This window comes from Micromonospora sp. WMMD723 (assembly GCF_049863385.1).
GTDB classification, from domain to species: domain Bacteria; phylum Actinomycetota; class Actinomycetes; order Mycobacteriales; family Micromonosporaceae; genus Micromonospora; species Micromonospora wenchangensis.
Window position 1 is genome coordinate 4,000,454 of the sequence record NZ_JBMKNR010000001.1, and the last position, 23,185, is coordinate 4,023,638.

The following is a 23,185-nucleotide window of genomic DNA, read 5'->3' on the forward strand; positions in this document are numbered from 1 at the left end:
GTGCGACTCCTTCAGCCGATGCCGAGTTCGTTGTCGATCAGGTCGAAGATCTCGTCGTCGGTCGCCGTCGAGATCGCGGTCACCTCGTCACCGGTGTCCGCCACGAGGGCGGACCGCTGCTCCTCCACCCGGTCGAGGAAGCCGGCCAGCCGGCCGGACAGCCGGCCCATCGCCGCGGCCGACGGCGCCGCCGCCGACAGGTCGGAGGTCAACCGGTCCAACTCGGCGAACAGCACCGCGAACGGGTCCTGCTCCTGCGGTGTCAACCGGTCCCCGAGGTGCCGGGCCAGCTGTGCCGGGCTCGGGTGGTCGAAGATCAGGCTGGCCGAGAGCCGTAGCTGGGTAGCCGTGGCGAGCCGGTTACGCAGTTCCACCGCCGTGAGCGAGTCGATGCCGAGGTCCCGGAACTGCCGCTCCGGGGCGATGCCCGCCGCCCCGGCGTGCCCCAGCGTGATCGCCGCGTTCTCGCAGACCAGGGTCAGGAGCAGGTCGTGCCGGTCGGCGTCGGTGAGCCCGGCGAGCCGTTCGGGCAGCGGCCGGACCGCCGCCGGCGCGTCCTGCGGCGACGCGTCCACGCCGACCGGTCCGGTCAATGCCCGGAACAGCGGCGCGAGCAGCCCGTCGCGGGCCCGCGCGGTGAGGGTGGGCAGGTACAGCCCCATCGCGACGGTCACCGGTTGGCCCAGGGTGACGGCCGCGTCGAGCGCCGCCAGGCCGTCGGCGACGTCCATCGGCCGTACGCCGATCCGGCTGAGCCGCTGCAGGTCCTGTTCCTGCAGGCCGGCCCCCATCCCCGACTCGGTGTGCCACAGGCCCCACGCGATCGTCGTGCCGGCCAGCCCCATGGTGTGCCGGTGGTGCGTCAGCGCGTCCTGGAACGTGTTGGCGGCGGCGTAGTTGGCCTGACCGGCGTTGCCGAGGGTGCCGGTGGCGCTGCCGAAGACGACGAGATTCACCTCGGGGTGGTGTTGGAGTGCGGTGTGGAGGGCGTGGGTGGTGTCGATTTTGGCGGTGAGGGTGGTGTGGAGGGTGTGGGGGGTTTGGGTGGTGAGGGGGGTGTCGTGGAGGGTGCCGGCGGTGTGGATGACGGTGGTGAGGGGGTGGGTGGTGGGGAGGGTGGTGAGGAGTTGGTGGAGTTGGTGGGGTTGGGTGGGGTCGTATTGGGCGGTGGTGGTGGTTGTTCCGTGGGTGTGGAGTTCGGTGGTGAGGGGGGTGAGGGTGTCGGGGTTTCCTCGGGTGGTGAGCAGGAGGTGGTGGTGGGGGTGGGTGGTGGCGAGGTGTCGTGCGGTGTGGGTGGCGAGGGCGCCGGTGGCGCCGGTGATGAGGATGGTGCCGCGTTGCGGCCGGGGGGCGGGGATGGTCAGTGCGATCTTGCCGGTGTGGCGGGCCTGGCTGAGGTGACGCAGGGCGTCGGGGGCGTTGGTGGCGGGCCAGCAGGTGACGGGTAGGGCGGGGAGGGCGTTGGTGGTGAGGAGGTGGGTGAGGGTGGTGAGGAGTTGGTTGATGCGGGTGGGTCCGGCGTCGAGGAGGTCGTAGGGCTGGTAGGTGAGGTGGGGGTGGGTGGTGGTGATGGTGTGGGGGTCGCGGATGTCGGTCTTGCCGATCTCCAGGAAGGTGCCCCCCTCGGCCAGCAGCGCGAGGCTGGTGTCCACGTGCGCGTGGGTCAGCGTGTTCAGGACGACGTCGACACCGTCGGGATCGGTCTGCCGGATGCGATCGCCGTACGCCGTCGTCCGGGAGTCGTGGATGTGGGTGGCGGGGACGCCGAGGGTCGCCAGGGTGGCCTGCTTGGGCGCGCTCGCGGTGGTGTGCACGGTGGCACCGAGGTACCGGGCGTAGTGCAGGGCGGCCATCCCGACCCCGCCGGTCGCGGTGTGCAGGAGGAGCCGCTGACCGGCCCGCAGGTCGGCCAGGTCGGTCAGGCCGTACATGGCGGTCAGGTAGACGATCGGCAGGACCGCCGCCTCGACGTCGCTGAGCCGGGCCGGGGTCCGCACCAGATGACGGTGGTCGGAGACCGCCACCGGGCCGGCGCAACCCTCGGGGAACAGCCCCATCACCCGGTCGCCGACCGAAAGCCCGGTGACCTCGGAACCGACCTCCGTCACGACGCCGGCACCCTCGCCACCGATCTGCGCGTCGTCGCCCGGGTAGAGCCCCAGCGCGATCATCACGTCCCGGAAGTTCAGGCCCGCCGCGCGCATCGAGACCCGTACCTCGCCGCCGGCCAACGGGCGGTCCCCCGCGGGCGACGGCACCAGCGCCAGGTTCGCCAACGTGCCGCGGCTCGTCACGTCCAGCCGCCAGTTGCCACCCCCGTCCGGGGGTTGCAGCACGGCCGCCGACTCGGCGACCGGCACCAGCCGGGGGACCAGTGTGGTGTCGTCCCGGACCGCCGCCTCCGGCTCCGGACCGTCCACCGCCGCCGGTAGCGTCGCGTCCGCCGGGCCGGGCAGGTCCAGCAGGGCGAACCGGTCGGGGAACTCGGCACGCGCCGACCGGATCAGACCCCACACCGTGGACGCCGGCAGATCCTGGATCTCCGGCCCGGTCCGGGTGGCGACCGCCCCCCGGGTGACCGTCACCAGCCGGTGGTCGCCGAAGGCGGGCTCGCCGACCCACCGCTGCGCCAGCCCCAGCGCCCGTTCGGCGACCTCGTGGGCGAGGGCCACGACCTCGTCCGCCGGACGTGGCGCGGCCCGGTCGATCGCCGGCCCCGGCCCGCCGTCGGTCACGCAGGTCACCATCGTGTCGGCCGGGACCGCCGTGCCGGCGGCGATCGCCGCCGCCAGCGCGTCCAGGTCGGGGTGGACGGTGACGTCGCGGCCGGCAGTGCGGAGCGCGTCGGCCAACCCCAGCGGGTCGACGCCGACCACGTGCACGCCGGACGGCTCCGCCGCCGGGCCGGCCTCCTGCGGCACCCACTCGACCCGCATCGGTGTGACCGGGGCTTCCGTGGCGGCCGACCGGTCGGCCGTGAACGGCCTGGTGGTCAACTCCTCGACGGTGATCACCTCGGCGTCGTCGGGGTCGGTGGCGACCAGCCGCACCGCGTGTTCGGAGAGCCGGGTCAGCCGCACCCGCAGGGCGCTGGCGCTGCAACCGGTCGCGCGCACTCCGCCCCAGGAGAACGGCACCCGCAGCGGGCCGTCGAGGTCGGCCGGCGTCGCGATCAGCGCGTGCAGCGCCGCGTCCAGCAACGCCGGGTGGACGACGTGCCCGTCGACCTCGGTCCCGTCGGGGAGGCTGACCTCCGCGTACAGCTCGTCGCCGTGCCGCCAGAGTGCCCGCAGGTTACGGAAGGTCGGGCCGTAGGCGTAGCCGTGGTCGGTCAACCGCGCGTACAGGCCGGAGAGGTCGACGGCCTGTGCCCCCGGTGGCGGCCAGGCGCCCGGCGGGGACGCGGGCTCCGGTGCCGGTTCGGGGTTGATGGTGGCGGTGGCGTGGGTGGTCCAGGTGGTGGTGGTGCGGGTGTGGATGGTGAGGGTTTGGTGGCCGGTGGGGGTGGGGGTGGTGAGGTGGAGGTGGAGGTGGGTGGGGGTGTGGGGGTGGAGGGTGATGGGGGTGTGGAGGGTGAGGTCGGTGGTGGTGGGGGTGTGGGGGTTGGTGGTGTGGAGGGTGAGGTCGAGTAGGGCGGTGGCGGGGAGGATGGTGGTGTTGTTGATGGTGTGGTGGTGGAGCCAGGGGTGGGTGGTGGTGGTGAGGGTGCCGGTGTGGTGGGTGGTGTGGTCGGGGGTGGTGATGGTGGTGGTGAGGAGGGGGTGGGGGTGGGTGGTGTGGGTGTGGGGTTGGGGGTGGAGCCAGTAGTGGTGGTGTTGGAAGGCGTGGGTGGGGAGGGTGGTGTGGGTGGGGGTGTGGTCGGTGGTGGGGGTGTGGTCGGTGGTGGGGGTGGGTGGGGTGGTGTGGGTGGTGTGGTGGGTGGCGATGGCGGTGGTGAGGGTGTGGTTTTCGGGGTGTTTGGGGTGGAGGGTGGGGGTGAAGGTGTGGCCGGTGGTGTGGGTGTGGGGTGCGGTGGTGGTGAGGGTGGTGTCGGGGCCGAGTTCGATGTGGTGGGTGGGGGTGTTGGTGAGGTGGGTGAGGGCGTGGTGGTAGCGGACGGGTTGGCGGATGTGTTGGGTCCAGTATTCGGGGGTGGTGATGTGGTGGGGGTCGGCGGGTTGGCCGGTGAGGGTGGAGAGGAGGGGGGTGTGGGGTTGGTGGTAGGTGAGGGTGGTGGCGGTGGTGTGGAAGGCGTCGAGGATGGGGTCCATGTGGTGGGAGTGGAAGGCGTGGCTGACGTTGAGGCGGGTGGTTTTGTGGTGGTGGGTGTGGAGTTGGTGGGTGAGGTGTTCGATGGCGTCGTGGTCGCCGGAGATGACGAGGTGGTGGGGGCTGTTGATGGCGGCGATGGTGAGTTGGTGGGGGTATTGGGTGAGCCATTGGGTGGCTTGGGTTTCGGTGAGGTTGGTGGCGAGCATGGCGCCGCCGGGGGTGGCGTTTTGCATGTGGTGGCCGCGGGCGGCGACGAGGGTGCAGGCGTCGGGGAGGGTGAGGATGCCGGCGGCGTGGGCGGCGGCGATTTCGCCGACGGAGTGGCCGATGAGGTAGTCGGGGTGGATGTTGTGGTGGGTGAGGAGGGCGTGGAGGGCGGTTTGGAGGGCGAAGAGGGCGGGTTGGGCGTAGCGGGTTTGGTGGAGTGCGGGGTGGTTGGTGAAGACGAGGTCGTGCAGGGGGATGTCGAGGTGGGGGTTGAGGTGGGTGGCGCAGGTGTCGAAGGTTTCGGCGAAGGCGGGGTGTCGGGTGTGGAGTTCGGCGCCCATGTGGGGGCGTTGGGAGCCTTGGCCGGTGAATTGGAAGAGGGTTTTGGTGGTGGTGGCGTGGCCGGTGGCGGTGCCGGGGTGGGGGGTGTTGGTGGTGATGGCGTTGAGGCCGGTGAGGAGGTCGTGGAGGGTGTGGCCGGTGATGGTGGCGCGGTGGGGGTGGCGGGTGCGGGTGGTGGCGAGGGCGTGGCTGATGTGGTGGGGGGGTTGGGGGTGGTGGGTGAGGTGGTCGTGGAGGCGTTGGGCCTGGTCGTGGAGGGCGTCGGGGGTGTGGGCGGTGACGGTCCAGGTCAGGAGGGTGTCGGTGGGGGTGGGTTCGTCGGGGGTGGTGGGTTGGGGTTCGGGTTGTTCGAGGATGAGGTGGGCGTTGGTGCCGCTGATGCCGAAGGAGGAGATGGCGGCGCGGCGGGGGCGGTCGTGGTGGGGCCAGGGTCGGGTGGTGGTGAGGAGGGCGACGTTGCCGGTGGTCCAGTCGACGTGGGGGGTGGGTTCGTCGATGTGGAGGGTGGCGGGCAGGAGGCCGTGGTGCATGGCGTGGGTCATTTTGATGACGCTGGCGATGCCGGCGGCGGCTTGGGTGTGGCCGATGTTGGATTTGATGGAGCCGAGCCAGAGTGGGGTGTCGGGGTGGTGTTCCTGGCCGTAGGTGGCCAGGAGGGCGTGGGCTTCGATGGGGTCGCCGAGGGTGGTGCCGGTGCCGTGGGCGTCGACGGCGTCGATGTCGGCGGCGGTGAGGCGGGCGTTGGTCAGGGCGGCGCGGATGACGCGTTCCTGGGCGGGTCCGTTGGGTGCGGTCAGGCCGTTGGACGCGCCGTCCTGGTTGACCGCGCTGCCCCGGATGACCGCGAGGACGCGCCGGCCGGCCCGACGGGCGTCGGACAACCGCTGCACCACCACCACACCCACACCCTCGCCCCAACCGGTGCCGTCCGCGGACGAGGAGAACGCCTTGCACCGGCCGTCGGGCGCCAGACCCCGCTGACGGCTGAACTCCACGAAGGTGGTCGGGGTGGCCATCACCGCGACCCCGCCGACGAGCGCCGCCGAGCACTCCCGCTTACGCAGCGACTGCGCGGCCAGGTGCAACGCCACCAGGGACGACGAGCAGGCGGTGTCCACCGACAGCGCCGGCCCCTCCAGGCCGAGGGTGTAGGCGATCCGGCCCGAGGCGAGGCTCGCGAGGCTGCCGTTGGCGACGTAGCCCTCGAAGCTCTTCGGCGCCGGTCGTAGCCGGGAGCCGTAGTCGTTGTACATCACCCCGACGAAGACGCCGGTGTCGGTGCCCCGCAACGCGTCCGGCGCGATACCCGCCCGCTCCACCGCCTCCCACGACGTCTCCAGCAACAACCGCTGCTGCGGATCCATCGCCAACGCCTCACGCGGCGAGATCCCGAAGAACTCCGCGTCGAACCCACCCGCCTCGTGCAGGAAACCACCCTGCCGCGTGTACGACCGACCCACCGCGTCCGGATCCGGATCGTAGAGACCCTCCAGATCCCAACCCCGACCCTCCGGGAACCCACCCACCGCGTCGCGACCCTCGACCACCAGGTCCCACAACTGCTCCGGCGAGACCACCCCACCCGGAAAACGACACGCCATACCCACGATCGCGATCGGCTCCCGGTCCTGCTCCTCCACCTCGGCGAGGCGGGCGCGGGTCTGCCGCAGATCGACGGTGGCACGCTTGAGGTACTCACGGAACTTGTCTTCGGAGTTCGACACGGGACAGGCCTTTCCGGGTGCCAGGAATGTGGGAACCCGGCCCACGCGCCCGGTGGGCGGGCTGTCGAGCGAAGGGGCAGGACGTCAGTCCCGCTCGTGCACGGAGATGGCGTTGCTCGGGCAGTGCCGGGCGGCGGTCCGGGCCTCCTCGTACCGGTCCGCGGTCGGCTCGGCGACCAGCACCACGGCGATGCCGTCCTCCTCGCGCTGGTCGAACAGGTCGGGGGCGGCGAGCACACACTGACCCGAGCAGCAGCACTGCTCGTCGTCGACGCTCAGGCGCAGGGAACTCACCAGGTCACCTCCAGGGAGTGCAGGCCGTACACGGTGGCCTCCTTGAACGGCTGCTCCTCGGGGGAGGTCAGCAGCTTCATGGCGGGCAGCCGGGCGAGCACCGTGTCGTAGACGATCTCGAGCTCGGCGCGGGCCAGGTTCTGCCCGAGGCACTGGTGCACGCCGTAGCCGAAGGCGACGTGGCCACGGACGCCGCGCCGGAAGTCGATGGTGGCCGGATCGGCGAAGACGTCGCCGTCGTGGTTCGCGGCGGCGGCGGAGGCGACGAAGCCCTCACCGGCGCGCACCCGGTCCGCACCCAGGTCGATGTCGGCCAGGGCGACCCGGGCGGTGGGGTAGTCGACGATGCTGAAGTAGCGCAGCAGCTCCTCGACGGCGTTCGGGGTCAGGGTGGGATCGTCGGTCAGCTGCGTCGCGAGCCGCTCGTCACGCAGCAGCGCGAGCAGACCGAGGGAGATCATGCTCGCGGTGGTCTCGTGACCGGCGAGCAGCAGCAGCATCGCGAACCCGGTGAGCAGTTCGTGGTCGTAGCAGTCCGCCGCCCGGTACTTCACCGACAGGCGACCCAGCAGGTCGTCGTCAGGGTCGCCGTCCTTGCTGGTGACCAGGTCGCCGAGGAAGGCACGCAGCGCGCCGAACGACTCCTGCCGCTGCTGCGGGCTGCTGGAGCGGGCAAGCAGCACCTCGGTGTGCCCCTGGAAGACGTCGCGGGACCCGTACGGGACGCCGAGCAGTTCGCAGATCACCAGGGAGGGGACCGGCAGGGCCAGCTCCCGTACCAGGTCCACCGGGCGGGTCTCGATCGCCAGCAGCGCGTCGATCCGGTCGTCGACGATCTGCTGGATGCGGGGCCGTAGCTGCCGGATCCGGTGCACGGTGAACTCGGCGGCCACCATCCGCCGGTGCAGCGAGTGCTCCGGCTGGTCCATCGAGAGCAGGAAGCCCTTCTGTGCGAAGGCCTGCACGTTGGCGACGGTCGCCGGGAAACCGGGGTGGGCCCGGTTCGCGCTGGTGGCGGGGTGGCCGAGCAGCGTACGGACGTACTCGTGGCTGGTGGCCAGCCATGCCGTGTTGCCGTCCTGGAGGGTCACCCGGGACAACGGCCGTGCGGCCCGCAGCTCGGCGTACTCGCGTGGTGGGGAGAACGGGCAGGTACGGGGCATGGGGAATGCCGGTGCGCCCGGAACGCCGTCTTCGGTCATGCCGGGAACCTAGGGACGGACTCTAAATTCGCCCTTACCCGGCCCTGCCAGGCTCCGGTTTCCGGGCTCCCAACAGGCGATTTAGAGCCCTGATAGGGCGATCTAAGTAGGCACGCGGACAGTCCTGTGCAGTCCGATGGGTCTGCTCTCCTCAGGCCCGCTACCCCCAGGGGGATGGCCCGCGATGGCGAACGAAGACAAGCTCCGTGAGTACCTCAAGCGGGTCACCACCGACCTGCAGCAGACCCGACGCCGGCTGGCTGAGGTGGAGGGCGCCGATCGGGAGCCGATCGCGATCGTGGGTATGGCGTGTCGTTTTCCGGGTGGGGTGGTCTCGCCGGAGCAGTTGTGGGACCTGGTGGTCGAGGGTCGCGACGCGGTGGGTGGGTTCCCGGAGGGTCGGGGTTGGGATCTGGAGGGTCTCTACGATCCGGATCCGGACGCGGTGGGTCGGTCGTACACGCGGCAGGGTGGTTTCCTGCACGAGGCGGGTGGGTTCGACGCGGAGTTCTTCGGGATCTCGCCGCGTGAGGCGTTGGCGATGGATCCGCAGCAGCGGTTGTTGCTGGAGACGTCGTGGGAGGCGGTGGAGCGGGCGGGTATCGCGCCGGACGCGTTGCGGGGCACCGACACCGGCGTCTTCGTCGGTGCGATTCCGCAGGACTACGCGCCGGACGTCCGTGCCGTGCCGGCCGAGGCCGAGGGGTACGTCGGCTCCGGCGTGCTGACCAGCGTGGCCTCCGGCCGGATCTCCTACACGCTCGGCCTGGAGGGGCCCGCCCTGTCGGTGGACACGGCCTGCTCGTCGTCGCTGGTGGCGTTGCACCTGGCGGTCCAATCCCTGCGCCGGGGGGAGTGCTCGATGGCGCTGGCCGGTGGCGTGACGGTGATGTCCGCGCCGCGGTTGTTCATCGAGTTCAGCCGGCAACGCGGACTGTCCCGCGACGGCCGCTGCCGTGCCTTCGCCGCCGGAGCCGACGGGACCGGCTTCGCCGAGGGTGTGGGTGTGGTGGTGGTGCAGCGGTTGTCCGACGCCCGTCGGGCCGGCCGGCGCGTCCTCGCGGTCATCCGGGGCAGCGCGGTCAACCAGGACGGCGCGTCCAACGGCCTGACCGCACCCAACGGACCCGCCCAGGAACGCGTCATCCGCGCCGCCCTGACCAACGCCCGCCTCACCGCCGCCGACATCGACGCCGTCGACGCCCACGGCACCGGCACCACCCTCGGCGACCCCATCGAAGCCCACGCCCTCCTGGCCACCTACGGCCAGGAACACCACCCCGACACCCCACTCTGGCTCGGCTCCATCAAATCCAACATCGGCCACACCCAAGCCGCCGCCGGCATCGCCAGCGTCATCAAAATGACCCACGCCATGCACCACGGCCTCCTGCCCGCCACCCTCCACATCGACGAACCCACCCCCCACGTCGACTGGACCACCGGCAACGTCGCCCTCCTCACCACCACCCGACCCTGGCCCCACCACGACCGCCCCCGCCGCGCCGCCATCTCCTCCTTCGGCATCAGCGGCACCAACGCCCACCTCATCCTCGAACAACCCGAACCCCAACCCACCACCCCCGACGAACCCACCCCCACCGACACCCTCCTGACCTGGACCGTCACCGCCCACACCCCCGACGCCCTCCACGACCAGGCCCAACGCCTCCACGACCACCTCACCCACCACCCCCAACCCCCCCACCACATCAGCCACGCCCTCGCCACCACCCGCACCCGCCACCCCCACCGCGCCACCATCACCGGCCACACCCTCCACGACCTCCTCACCGGCCTCAACGCCATCACCACCAACACCCCCCACCCCGGCACCGCCACCGGCCACGCCACCACCACCAAAACCCTCTTCCAATTCACCGGCCAAGGCTCCCAACGCCCCCACATGGGCGCCGAACTCCACACCCGACACCCCGCCTTCGCCGAAACCTTCGACACCTGCGCCACCCACCTCAACCCCCACCTCGACATCCCCCTGCACGACCTCGTCTTCACCAACCACCCCGCACTCCACCAAACCCGCTACGCCCAACCCGCCCTCTTCGCCCTCCAAACCGCCCTCCACGCCCTCCTCACCCACCACAACATCCACCCCGACTACCTCATCGGCCACTCCGTCGGCGAAATCGCCGCCGCCCACGCCGCCGGCATCCTCACCCTCCCCGACGCCTGCACCCTCGTCGCCGCCCGCGGCCACCACATGCAAAACGCCACCCCCGGCGGCGCCATGCTCGCCACCAACCTCACCGAAACCCAAGCCACCCAATGGCTCACCCAATACCCCCACCAACTCACCATCGCCGCCATCAACAGCCCCCACCACCTCGTCATCTCCGGCGACCACGACGCCATCGAACACCTCACCCACCAACTCCACACCCACCACCACAAAACCACCCGCCTCAACGTCAGCCACGCCTTCCACTCCCACCACATGGACCCCATCCTCGACGCCTTCCACACCACCGCCACCACCCTCACCTACCACCAACCCCACACCCCCCTCCTCTCCACCCTCACCGGCCAACCCGCCGACCCCCACCACATCACCACCCCCGAATACTGGACCCAACACATCCGCCAACCCGTCCGCTACCACCACGCCCTCACCCACCTCACCAACACCCCCACCCACCACATCGAACTCGGCCCCGACACCACCCTCACCACCACCGCACCCCACACCCACACCACCGGCCACACCTTCACCCCCACCCTCCACCCCAAACACCCCGAAAACCACACCCTCACCACCGCCATCGCCACCCACCACACCACCCACACCACCCCACCCACCCCCACCACCGACCACACCCCCACCACCGACCACACCCCCACCCACACCACCCTCCCCACCCACGCCTTCCAACACCACCACTACTGGCTCCACCCCCAACCCCACACCCACACCACCCACCCCCACCCCCTCCTCACCACCACCATCACCACCCCCGACCACACCACCCACCACACCGGCACCCTCACCACCACCACCCACCCCTGGCTCCACCACCACACCATCAACAACACCACCATCCTCCCCGCCACCGCCCTACTCGACCTCACCCTCCACACCACCAACCCCCACACCCCCACCACCACCGACCTCACCCTCCACACCCCCATCACCCTCCACCCCCACACCCCCACCCACCTCCACCTCCACCTCACCACCCCCACCCCCACCGGCCACCAAACCCTCACCATCCACACCCGCACCACCACCACCTGGACCACCCACGCCACCGCCACCATCAACCCCGGGGACCCCACCCTCCCGGCGGAGATCGGCGCCTGGCCCCCGGCCGGCGAACCGGTCGACGTCGACGCGCTCTACCCGCTGCTCGCCGCGAAGGGCTACCAGTACGGGCCCGCCTTCCAGAACCTGCGCCGTGCCTGGCGTGCCGGCCCCGACGTCTACGCCGAGGTCGAGCTGCCCGAGGACCTGCGCCCCGAGGGGTACGCGGTGCACCCGGCGCTCGCCGACGCGGCCCTGCACGCGCTGATCGCCGTCGCCGCCGAGCACCCCGACGCCGCGCCGCGCGTGCCGTACAGCTTCTCCGGCGTCGCCGTGCACGCCACCCTGGCCACGTCGGTCCGGGCCCGGCTCACCGCGGTCGGCGAGGACGCCTACCAGGTGCTGCTGGAGGACCCCGACGGGCACCCCGTGCTCTCCGTCGACCGCCTCGACCTGCGCGCGCTGGACCCCGCCACGCTGCCCGTCGTCGCCGCGCCCGGCACCGAGCTGCTGCACCGCCTCGACTGGCAGGAACTGCGCGTGGACGCCACACCACCGGCGGAACCGGTGGACTGGGTCGTCCTCGGCACGCCCGGCCCGGCGCTGCGCGGCGCGCTGCCCGGTCTGCCCCAGGTGCCGGACCTCGACGCCCTGCTCGCCGGTGAGCTGCCCGAGGTGGTCTTCCTGCCCTGCCGGACCCCCCGCCCGGACGAGACGCCCGCCGACACCACGGCCGCCACCACCGACGACCCGGTCGCCGCCGCACACGAGCTGACCGAGACGCTGCTGCACCGCCTTCAGCAGTGGCTCGCCGAGGAGCGGCTGACCGGCACCCGGCTGGTGATCACCACCGAGGGTGGGGTCGCCGCGCACCTCGCCGACCAGATCGCCGATCTGGCCGCCGCCGCCTGCTGGGGCCTCACCCGCTCCGCGCAGGCCGAGCATCCCGACCGGTTCGTGCTGCTCGACCTGGACGACCGCCCCGTCGACCCGTCGGTGCTGCCCGCCGCGCTGGCCACGGCCGAGCCGCACCTCGCGGTGCGCTTCGGCGTGGCGTACGTCGACCGGCTGGTCCGCTGCGCCGACGACCCGGCGCCGCTGCTGCCGCCGGACGAGAACTGGCGGTTCGGCACCACCTCCGCCGGCACCCTGGCCAACGTCGGCATGGTCCCGGCACCCGAGGCGCTGCGCCCGCTACGCGACGGCGAGGTGCGGGTTCGCACCCACGCCACCGGCCTGAACTTCCGCGACGTGCTCATCGCGCTGGGCAGCTACCCCGGTGAGGCGCCGCTGGGTAGCGAGGGCGCGGGCGTGGTCGTGGAGACCGGTCCCGGCGTGACCGGGCTCGACCCGGGCGACCGGGTGATGGGCCTCTTCTCCGAGGGCACCGGCCCGATCGCGGTCTGCGACCACCTCCTGCTCACCCGGACCCCGGAGCAGCTCACCGACAGCCAGGCCGCCGTGCTGCCGATCGCCTACCTGACCGCCATGTACGGCCTCGGCGACCTCGCCGGCCTGCGGGCCGGGCAGTCCGTCCTGATCCACACCGCGACCGGCGGGGTCGGGATGGCCGCCCTGCACTACGCCCGGCACCTCGGGGCCACCGTGCACACCACGGCCAGCACCGGCAAGCAGCCCACCCTCAGCGCACTCGGCGTGCCTGACTCCCACATCCACGACTCCCGCACCACCGCGTACCGGGAGGGGATCGCGGCGGTCGCCCCCCAGGGGGTCGACGTCGTCCTCAACAGCCTCACCCAGGCGCACGTCGACGCGGGTCTGGCGCTGCTGGCCGAGGGGGGCACCTTCCTGGAGATCGGCAAGACCGACATCCGCGACCCCCACACCATCACCACCACCCACCCCCACCTCACCTACCAGCCCTACGACCTCCTCGACGCCGGACCCACCCGCATCAACCAACTCCTCACCACCCTCACCCACCTCATCACCACCAACGCCCTCCCCGCCCTCCCGGTGGCCGTCTGGCCCGCCAGTGACCTTCCCGACGTGCTGCGTCACCTCAGCCTGGGTCGGCACACCGGCAAGCTGGCCGTCACGGTGCCCGTGCCGAAGCCCACCCGGGGCACCATCCTCATCACCGGCGCCACCGGCGCCCTCGCCACCCACACCGCACGACACCTCGCCACCACCCACCCCCACCACCACCTCCTGCTCACCACCCGAGGAAACCCCGACACCCTCACCCCCCTCACCACCGAACTCCACACCCACGGAACAACCACCACCACCGCCCAATACGACCCCACCCAACCCCACCAACTCCACCAACTCCTCACCACCCTCCCCACCACCCACCCCCTCACCACCGTCATCCACACCGCCGGCACCCTCCACGACACCCCCCTCACCACCCAAACCCCCCACACCCTCCACACCACCCTCACCGCCAAAATCGACACCACCCACGCCCTCCACACCGCACTCCAACACCACCCCGACGTCACCCTCGTCACCTACAGCAGCGCCGCGGCGACCTTCGGGAACCCGGGCCAGGCCAACTACGGCGCGGCCAACGCCTTCCAGGACGCCCTCGCCCACCAGCGCCACCGCAGCGGCCTGCGCGCCACCGCCATCGGATGGGGACTCTGGGACACCGCCGACGGGATGGCCGGCGGTCTCGGGCGGGCCGAACTCGACCGGATCGCGGCGGCCGGTGTGCTGCCGATCGACGTGCACCAGGGGCTCGCCGCCCTCGACGCCGCGCTCGACGCGGAGCGCCCCACGGTCCTGCCGGTACGGCTGAACCTGAACGCGTTCGCCGCCCGGGACGCCGTACCGCCGATGCTCAGCCGGCTGGTCCGGCCGGCGCGGCGGCGGGCCTCCCCGGGTGCCGGCGGCACCGGTGAACTCGCCCGACGGCTCGCCGGGCAGAGCGCCCAGGAGCAGACCGTCTTCCTCACCGACCTGGTACGCGCCGAGGTGGACGTGGTCCTCGGTCGCACCGACGGCGAACCGGTCGACCCCCAGCGGCCCTTCCGGGAGTTGGGTGTGGACTCGCTGACGGCCGTCGAGCTGCGCAACCGGCTGGTCGCCGCGACCGGCGTCCCGCTCGCCGCGACCGCGGTCTTCGACCACCCCACCCCGGCCGCGCTGGTGGAGCACCTGCGCACCGTCGTCGCCGGGCCGGACGGCGTGGCACCGGCGACCCCGACGATCCGTACCGCCGTCGCGGTCGCCGACGACCCGGTCGCCATCGTCGCCATGTCCTGCCGGTTCCCCGGCGGCGTCACCAGCCCGGAACACCTGTGGCGGGTGGTCGCCGACGGCGTCGACACCGTCGGCGACTTCCCCACCGACCGGGGCTGGAACGTGGACGACCTCTACGACCCCGACCCGGCCGCCGTCGGCCGGACCTACACCCGCCAGGGCGGGTTCCTCCTCGACGCCGACACGTTCGATGCGGACTTCTTCGAGATCAGCCCCCGCGAGGCGGCGGCCATGGACCCGCAGCAGCGGCTGCTGCTGGAGACCTCGTGGGAGGCCATCGAGGCGGCCGGCATAGACCCGGCGGACCTGCGCGGCAGCGACACCGGCGTCTTCGTCGGCGTCATCACCAGCGACTACGTCACCCGGCTGGGCCACATCCCGGCCGGCGTCGAGGGACACGTCTCCACCGGTACCACCACGAGCGTCGCGTCCGGCCGCATCGCGTACACGCTCGGCCTGGAGGGGCCGGCGATCACGGTGGACACCGCCTGCTCGTCGTCGCTGGTCGCGCTGCACCTCGCCGCCGGCTCGCTGCGCTCGGGCGAGTGCTCGCTCGCCCTGGTCGGCGGCGCCACCGTGATGGCCGGGCCGGTCAACTTCGTCGAGTTCAGCCGGCAGCGGGCGCTGTCCCCCGACGGCCGCTGCAAGGCGTTCTCCTCCTCCGCCGACGGTACGGGCTGGGGCGAGGGCGTCGGCGTGATCATGTTGGAGCGGTTGTCGGATGCGCGGCGTAACGGTCATCGGGTCCTGGCGGTGGTGCGGGGTTCGGCGGTTAATCAGGATGGTGCGTCGAATGGGTTGACGGCGCCGCATGGTCCGTCGCAGGAGCGGGTGATTCGTCAGGCGTTGGCGAGTGGGGGTTTGTCGGCGGGTGATGTGGATGTGGTGGAGGCGCATGGTACGGGGACGAAGCTGGGTGATCCGATCGAGGCGCAGGCGTTGTTGGCGACGTACGGTCGGGAGCATTCGGCGGAGCGTCCGCTGTACCTCGGCTCACTGAAGTCGAACGTCGGCCACACCCTCGCCGCCGCCGGAGTGGCCGGCGTGATCAAGATGGTGCTGGCGATGCGCGCCGGGGTGATGCCGAAGACGTTGCACGTGGACGAGCCGACCACGCACGTGGACTGGTCGTCGGGCACGGTGGAGCTGCTCACCGAGGCACGGCCGTGGGACGGGGAGCGTCCCCGCCGGTCGGCGGTCTCCTCGTTCGGCATGAGCGGGACGAACGCGCACGTGGTCCTGGAGGGGGTGCCGGAGCCGGTGCCGGCGACGGCTCCCGATGGTGGTGAGCCGGACGGTCCGGTGTCGTTGGTGTTGTCGGCGCGGTCGGTGGGGTCGTTGCGGGCGCAGGCGTTGCGGTTGGCGGGGTTTGTGGGTGGTGGTGGGGTGTCGTTGTCGGATGTGGCGTGGACGTTGGCGGGTCGTGCTGTTTTTGGTCATCGTGCGGTGGTGGTGGGTGGTTCTCGGGCGGAGTTGGTGGCGGGTTTGACGGCGTTGGGTTCGGGTTCGGATTATGTTCCGCCGTCGGTTTCTTCGGTTGTTGTGTCTTCGGATTCTGGTTCGGTTCCGGTTTCTGTTTCGTCGGGTGTGGTGTCGGGTGGGGTGGTGTCGGGTGGGACGGTGTTTGTGTTTCCGGGTCAGGGGTCGCAGTGGTGGGGTATGGGTCGGGAGTTGTGGGGGTGTGATGCTGTTTTTCGGGGGCGGTTTGAGGAGTGTGTTGGGGTGTTGGGTGGGTTGGTGGATTGGGATGTTCGTGGGGTGTTGTTGGAGGGTGGGGAGGAGTGGTTGGGGCGGGTTGATGTGGTGCAGCCGGCGTTGTTTGTGTTGATGGTGTGTTTGGCGGAGGTGTGGCGGGCTGCGGGTGTGGTGCCGGATGCGGTGGTGGGTCATTCGCAGGGTGAGGTGGCGGCGGCGTGTGTGGCGGGGGTGTTGTCGTTGGAGGATGCGTTGCGGGTGGTGGTGGGTCGGTCGCGGTTGGTGGGGGAGCGGTTGGCGGGGTTGGGGGGGATGGTGTCGGTGGGGTTGTCGGTGGGTGAGGTGGAGTCGTGGTTGGTGGGTTTTGGTGGTGAGTTGGTGGTGGGTGTGGTGAATGGGCCGGGGTCGTGTGTGGTGGCGGGTCCGGTGGGTTTGTTGGGTGATCTGGTGGGGTTGTTGGAGGGGGTGGGGGTGTGGTGTCGGTGGGTGCCGGTGGATTATGCGTCGCATCATCCGGTGGTGGATGTGGTGCGGGAGGAGTTGTTGGGTTTGGTGGGGGATGTGGTGGGTTCGTCGGGGGAGGTGGTGGTGTATTCGTCGGTGCGGGGTGGTGTGGTGTCGGGTGTGGAGTTGGGGGGTGGTTATTGGTTTGAGAATTTGCGGTCGGCGGTGCGGTTTGAGGAGGTGGTGGGGGTGTTGGTGGGTGATGGGTTTTCGCGGTTTGTGGAGTGTTCTCCGCATCCGGTGTTGTCGGTGGGTTTGCGGGAGTCGTTGGAGGTGTTGGGTTCGGGTGGTGTGGTGGTGCCGACGTTGCGTCGGGGTGAGGGTGGTGTGGGTCGGGTGTTGTTGTCGTTGGGTGAGGCGTTCGTGTCGGGGGTGGGGGTTGATTGGGAGCGGGTGGTGGGTGCGGGTCGGTTGGTGGAGGTGCCGACGTATGCGTTCCAGGGGGAGCGGTACTGGTTGGAGGCACCCCGCAACACCGGCGACCTGAGTGCCGCCGGTCTGGACCAGGCCGGCCACCCGATGCTCGGCGCCGCGGTCGAGCTGGCCGGCGACGCCGGGACCCTCTACACCGGCCGCTTCTCCCTCGCCACCCACCCGTGGCTCGCCGACCACCTGGTCGGCGGCACCGTCCTGCTGCCCGGCGCGGCCTTCGTCGACCTGGCCCTGCACTGCGCCGCGCACGCCGGACTCGCCATGGTCGACGACCTGACCCTGCACGCGCCGCTCGCACTGCCCGCGCAGGGCGTCGTGGACCTCCAGGTCGTCGCGTCCGGCCCGGACGACACCGGCCGACGCCGGGTGACGATCCACGGCCGGTCGGCCGACACCGACTCCGGTCAGGACTGGGTCCTGCACGCCAGCGGCGTGCTCACCCCGGTCGCCGACCCCGCCGGCACCACACCGGCCAACTGGCCGCCGGTCGACGCCGTACCCGTCGACCTCACCGGCCTGTACGACCGGCTCGCCGAGCACGGCTACGGCTACGGCACCGCCTTCCGGGGCCTGACCGGGCTGTGGCGGGACCCGGAGCACTGCTATGCCGAGATCACCCTGCCGGAGGGCACCGACCCGGCCGGCCACCGGCTGCACCCGGCGCTGCTCGACGCGGCCCTGCACCCCCTGCTGGCGCTCGCCCTCGCCGACACCGACGGCCCGCTGCCGCTGCGGATACCGTTCTCCTGGCAGGGGGTGACGGCCACCGACGTGACGCCCACCCGGCTGCGGGTGCGGTGGGACGCCTCCGGCGGCGAGACCGTCCGGATGGACATGGCCGACGACACCGGCGTCCCGATCGGGTCGGTGCGCGCGCTGACCCTCCGCGAGATCGACCCGGCCCGGCTCGCCGCGCTGCGCACCGACCGGCTGCCGCTCTACGAGATCCGCTGGAGTCCGGTCGAGATCCCCGCCGTGGCGGACCCCACGCAGGACCGGGTCCTCGTCGGCACGGACGGGCACCACCTACGCGAGCTGCCGGGCGTCGACCCGGTGGACTATCCGGACGTCGAGTCGCTGCGGGCGGCGGTCGCCGACGGCCGGCCGGCCCCGTCCACCGTGCTGGTCTCCTGCACCGGGCCGGCACCAGGTGCCGGGCCCGACCCGGCCGCCACCGGGCTGCCCACCCGACGGGTGCTCGACCTGGTGCGGGGCTGGCTCGCCTGCGGTGAGCTGGCGCAGTCGAAACTCGTCGTGGTCACCAGCGGCGCGTTGCCGCTGCCCGGCGACGTCGACGTCGACCTGGCCGTGGCACCGGTCGCCGGCCTGCTGCGCACCGCGCGGGCGGAGAACCCCGGCGCGGTGGTGCACATCGACGTCGACGCCGACTCGGGCCCTGCCCTGCCCGGCGCGCTGGCCACCGGCGAGCCGGAGATCGCGCTGCGGCACGGCGTCGGCATGGTGCCCCGGATGGTGGTACGCCGGTCGGAGGAACCCGCCACGCCGCCGAGGCTCGACCCGGACGGCACCGTCCTGATCACGGGAGCCACCGGGGCGCTCGGCGCTCTCGTCGCCCGGCACCTGGTCACGACGTACGGCGTGCGGCACCTGCTGTTGCTGAGCCGGCGCGGCGCGGACGCGCCGGGTGCCGAGGAGCTGCTCGCCGACCTCACCGCGCGGGGGGCGGCGGCCCGGCTGGTCGCCTGTGACGTCGGGGAACGGGAATCCGTTGCCGCGGCGCTCGCCACCGTGCCGGCCGCCCACCCGCTCACCGCGGTGGTGCACGCCGCCGGCGTCATCGACGACGGGGTGCTGCCCGGCCTCACCCCGCAACGCCTCGACGCCGTCTGGCAGCCGAAGGCGCAGGCCGCCCTGCACCTGCACGAGCTGACCGCGGACGCCGACCTGGCCGCGTTCGTGCTGTTCTCCTCGGTGGCGGGTCAACTCGGCAACCTCGGCCAGGGCAACTACGCGGCGGCGAACGTCGCCCTCGACGCGCTCGCCGAACACCGCCGCGCCGCCGGCCTGGTCGGCACCTCCCTGGTCTGGGGCCTGTGGGGAGACACCGACGGCACCGGGGCCGGCGCGGCGGCGAAACTCGACCGGGCGGCGCTGGACCGGGTCAGCCGGGGCGGCCTGTTGCCGCTGTCACTCGACGAGGGGCTCGCCCTCTTCGACGACGCGCTGGCGGCCGGACCGGCGGTGCTGGTCACCGCCCGCTTCGACATCGCCGGCCTGAGCGCCCGCACCGAGACCGACAACGTGCCGCCCCGGCTGCACGGGTTGGCCCGCTCGGCCCGCCGGCCCGGCGGTGGCCAGCAGCCGGCGCAGCCGCTGGTCACCCGGCTCGCCGGGCTGCCGGTCGGCGAGCAGCAGAAGATCGTGCTGGATCTGGTGCGCAGGAACGTCGTCGCCGTCCTCGGTGGTGACCGGGTGGCCCGCGTGGACGACGACCTGTCGTTCAAGGAACTCGGCTTCGAGTCCCTGTCCGCGGTGGAGCTGCGCAACCGGCTCAGCGCAGCGACCGGTCTGCAACTGCCGGCCACGATGGTCTTCGACCACCCCCGGCCCACGTCGCTCGCCGACTTCATCCGGGAGACCGCCGCGCCGGCCGACGCCGAGGGTCCGGTCCTCGCCGAACTCGACCGGCTGTCCGCCGCCATGGCGGCGGCCTCCTCCGACCGTGGCCTGCGCCGGCTGGTCGCCTCGCGGCTGGAGAGCATGCTCGCCGACTGGAAGGCCGCACCGACGGACCGGCAGACCGGCACCGACGCCAACGCGCTCATCGAGTCCGCGTCGGTGGCCGAGATCTTCGACCTGATCGACCAGGAGTTCGGCACGGTGCCGCAGTGAGTGGCCACCGGCCGCAGGAGCCAACGAGAGCGGGTGTCCAGCGCATGTCAGGTGACGAGGCGAAGCTCCTCAACTACCTCAAGCGGATGACCATCGAGCTGCGCGACGCCCAGGAACGCATCCGGGACCTCGAGGAGAGCCGCCACGAGCCGATCGCGCTCGTCGGGATGAGCTGCCAGTACCCCGGAGGGGTGCAGACCCCGGACGATTTGTGGGACATCGTCGCCGGTGAGGTCGACGCGGTGTCCGGGTTCCCCACCGACCGGGGGTGGGACCTCGACGGGCTCTACGACCCGGACCCGGACACCGTCGGCACCAGCTACGCCCGCGAGGGAGGTTTCCTCTACGACGCGGCCGAGTTCGACGCCGGGCTGTTCGCCATCACCCCCCGCGAGGCGCTGTCCATCGACCCCCAGCAGCGCCTGCTGCTCGAACACGCCTGGCAGTCGATCGAGCGGGCCGGCGTCGACCCCCGGTCGCTGCGCGGCAGCGACACCGGCGTGTTCGTCGGGGTGATGTACAACGACTACGGGTCGCGGCTGATGCCGGCGCCGGAGGGTTTCGAGGGGTACGTCGGCAACGGCAGCGCGGCGAGCATCGCCTCCGGGCGGATCGCCTACTCGCTGGGCTTCGAGGGCCCGGCGATCACCGTCGACACCGCCTGCTCGTCGTCGCTGGTGGCGATCCACCTGGCCTGCCAGTCGCTGCGCTGGGGCGAGTGCTCGGTGGCCCTGGCCGGTGGCGTCACGGTGATGGCGACCCCGGGGGTGTTCATCGAGTTCTCCCGGCAGCGTGGGCTGTCGCCCGGCGGCCGGTGCCGGTCCTTCTCCGCCGGGGCCGACGGCGCCGGCTGGGCCGAGGGCGTCGGGGTGGTCATGCTGGAGCGGTACTCCGACGCGCTGCGCAACGGACATCCGGTGCTCGGCCTGATCCGGGGCAGCGCGGTCAACCAGGACGGCGCCAGCAACGGCCTCACCGCCCCGAGCGGCCCGGCCCAGGAACGGGTGATCTTCAACGCCCTCGCCGACGCCCGGCTCACCCCCGGCGACCTCGACGCGGTGGAGGGGCACGGCACCGGCACCACCCTCGGCGACCCGATCGAGGTACGCGCCCTGCAAGCGGTGTACGGCACCGGGCGCGACGCGCAACACCCCCTCTGGCTGGGCTCGCTCAAGTCCAACATCGGGCACAGCCAGGCCGCGGCGGGGGTCGGCGGGCTGATCAAGATGGTCCAGGCGATGCGCAACGGGGTGCTGCCGCGGTCCCTGCACGCCGACCCGCCGACCCCCCACGTGGACTGGTCCTCGGGCGCGGTACGCCTGTTGCGTGCCGCCGTACCCTGGCCGGTCACCGAGCGGGTGCGCCGCGTCGGCATCTCCTCCTTCGGCATCAGCGGCACGAACGCCCACCTGATCCTGGAGGAGCCGCCAGCGCCACCCGCCGGGGCGCAGGACACACCCGTGCCGACCTCCGCGCGACCGGTCGCCTGGCCGCTGTCGGGGAACTCGCCGAAGGCGCTGCGGGACCAGGCACGACGGTTGGCCGGTCACCTGCGTCAGCGGTCGCTGCGACCGGCCGACGTGGCGTACACGCTGAGCCGCCGCCCACGCTTCGCCCACCGCGCGGTGGTGCTCGGGACCGACCCGACCGAGCTGCTCACCGGCCTGGAACGGCTGGCCGGTGGCTCCGGCTCGGCGCAGGTGGTCCGGGGCCGGCCCGCCCCGGCCGGAGCCCGTACCCTCGCCATGATCTTCTCGGGTCAGGGGACGCAGCACGCGGGCATGGGCCGCGACCTGTACCAGGCCTTCCCGGCCTTCGCCGAGGCGCTCGACGCGGCGTGCGCGGCCCTCGACGCGCACCTGCCGGTGGCGCTGCGCGACGTGCTCTTCGCCCCGGCCGGCACCGAGGCCGCCGCGCTGCTCGACCAGACCCGGTTCGCGCAGCCCGCCATCTTCGCCGTGGAGGTGGCGCTGTACCGGTTGCTCGAACGGTTCGGCATCCGGCCGCACCGGCTCGTCGGGCACTCGGTCGGCGAGTTCGCCGCCGTCCACGTCGCCGGGGTGCTCACCCTGGCCGACGCGGCGACCCTGGTCACCGCGCGCGGGCGGCTCATGCAGGAACTGCCGGCCGGCGGCGCGATGGTGGCGGTGCAGGCCACCGAGGCCGAGGTGACACCGATGCTGGCGGACCGGGCGGGTGAGGTCGCCGTCGCCGCCGTGAACGGGCCGTCCTCCGTCGTGGTCGCCGGTGACGAGCCGGCGGTCGCCGAGATCGAGGCGGCCTGGTCGGCCCGGGGCCGGCGGACCAGCCGACTGCGGGTCAGCCACGCCTTCCACTCCCCCCGGATGGAGCCGATGCTCGACGAGTTCCGGCGGGTGGCGGCGGGCCTGACCTACCAGTCGCCGACCGTCGACCTGGTGTCCACCGTCACCGGCCGACCGGTCGGCCCCGGCGAACTGGGGGACCCGGAGTACTGGGTGGCGCACGCCCGCCGGCCGGTCCGCTTCGCCGACGCCGTCCGGTCGCTGGCCGCCGCCGAGGTCACCGAGTACCTCGAAGTCGGCCCGGACAGCGTGCTGAGCGCGGTGGTCACCGAGAACCTCGGCGTCGCCGGCACGACCGGTGCGGCCGTGCTGCCGCTGCTGCGTCGGGACGTGGACGAGCCGACGGCGTTCCTGACCGGGGTCGCGACCTGGTACTCCCGGGGCGGCGGCGTCGACTGGGACGTCCTCACCGAGGGGCTCGCCCCGACCACCGTCGACCTGCCCACCTACGCGTTCCAGCGCAAGCACTACTGGTTGGACGCGGTCGCGCCGATGGTGGCCACCCGCCGGGCGCCGACGCCGCCGGACTCGCTCGGCGACGGCAGCGACGAGACGGAGCCGCCGCTGGCCGTCACGCTGCTGCGGCTCCCGCCCGCCGAACGCCGGGCGACGCTGCTGATGGCGTTGCGCGGGCTGGCCGCCGAGGTGATGCGGCTCGACCGGGCCGACGACGTCGCCGCCGACGTCCCGCTGCTCGAACTCGGGTTCACCTCGCTGATGGCGGTCGACCTGCGCAACCGGGCCGCCGCCGCCACCGGCGTGGACCTGCCCGCCGCGCTGGTCTACGAGCACCCGACGTTCGAGGCGATCGTCGACTACGTCGACACCCTGATCGCCGTCTAGCCCCTCCGCCCCGCCCCCTCCGAT

Annotated in this window: 4 protein-coding genes and 1 pseudogene; 2 read left to right on the plus strand and 3 right to left on the minus strand. The window is 72.2% G+C overall.

What is annotated here, in order from left to right; all coding sequences use genetic code 11:
* Positions 1-11: 11 nt before the first annotated feature.
* The 3 genes from ACN261_RS18075 to ACN261_RS18085 form a co-directional block, all read right to left on the minus strand.
* Positions 12-6,524, minus strand: a complete 6,513-nt coding sequence (locus ACN261_RS18075; protein ID WP_425851172.1) for an SDR family NAD(P)-dependent oxidoreductase — start codon at positions 6,522-6,524, stop codon at positions 12-14.
* 84 nt (positions 6,525-6,608) lie between these two features.
* On the minus strand, positions 6,609-6,818 hold the full coding sequence (locus ACN261_RS18080) for a ferredoxin (RefSeq protein WP_307826481.1): 210 nt from the start codon (positions 6,816-6,818) through the stop codon (positions 6,609-6,611).
* On the minus strand, positions 6,815-8,020 hold the full coding sequence (locus ACN261_RS18085; RefSeq protein WP_204928633.1) for a cytochrome P450: 1,206 nt from the start codon (positions 8,018-8,020) through the stop codon (positions 6,815-6,817). The genes ACN261_RS18080 and ACN261_RS18085 overlap by 4 nt, the downstream gene beginning before the upstream one ends.
* Before the next feature lie 184 nt (positions 8,021-8,204).
* On the opposite strand from ACN261_RS18085, the gene ACN261_RS18090 reads away from it, so the two are divergent.
* Together ACN261_RS18090 and ACN261_RS18095 are read left to right on the plus strand one after the other, a co-directional pair.
* Positions 8,205-19,994 carry an SDR family NAD(P)-dependent oxidoreductase gene (locus ACN261_RS18090; protein ID WP_425851174.1) on the plus strand — a complete coding sequence of 3,930 codons (11,790 nt, stop codon included), beginning with the start codon at positions 8,205-8,207 and terminating at the stop codon, positions 19,992-19,994.
* A 44-nt stretch (positions 19,995-20,038) separates the two neighbouring features.
* Positions 20,039-23,128, plus strand: a pseudogene (locus ACN261_RS18095) (type I polyketide synthase); the annotation flags it as partial.
* Positions 23,129-23,185 lie beyond the last annotated feature (57 nt).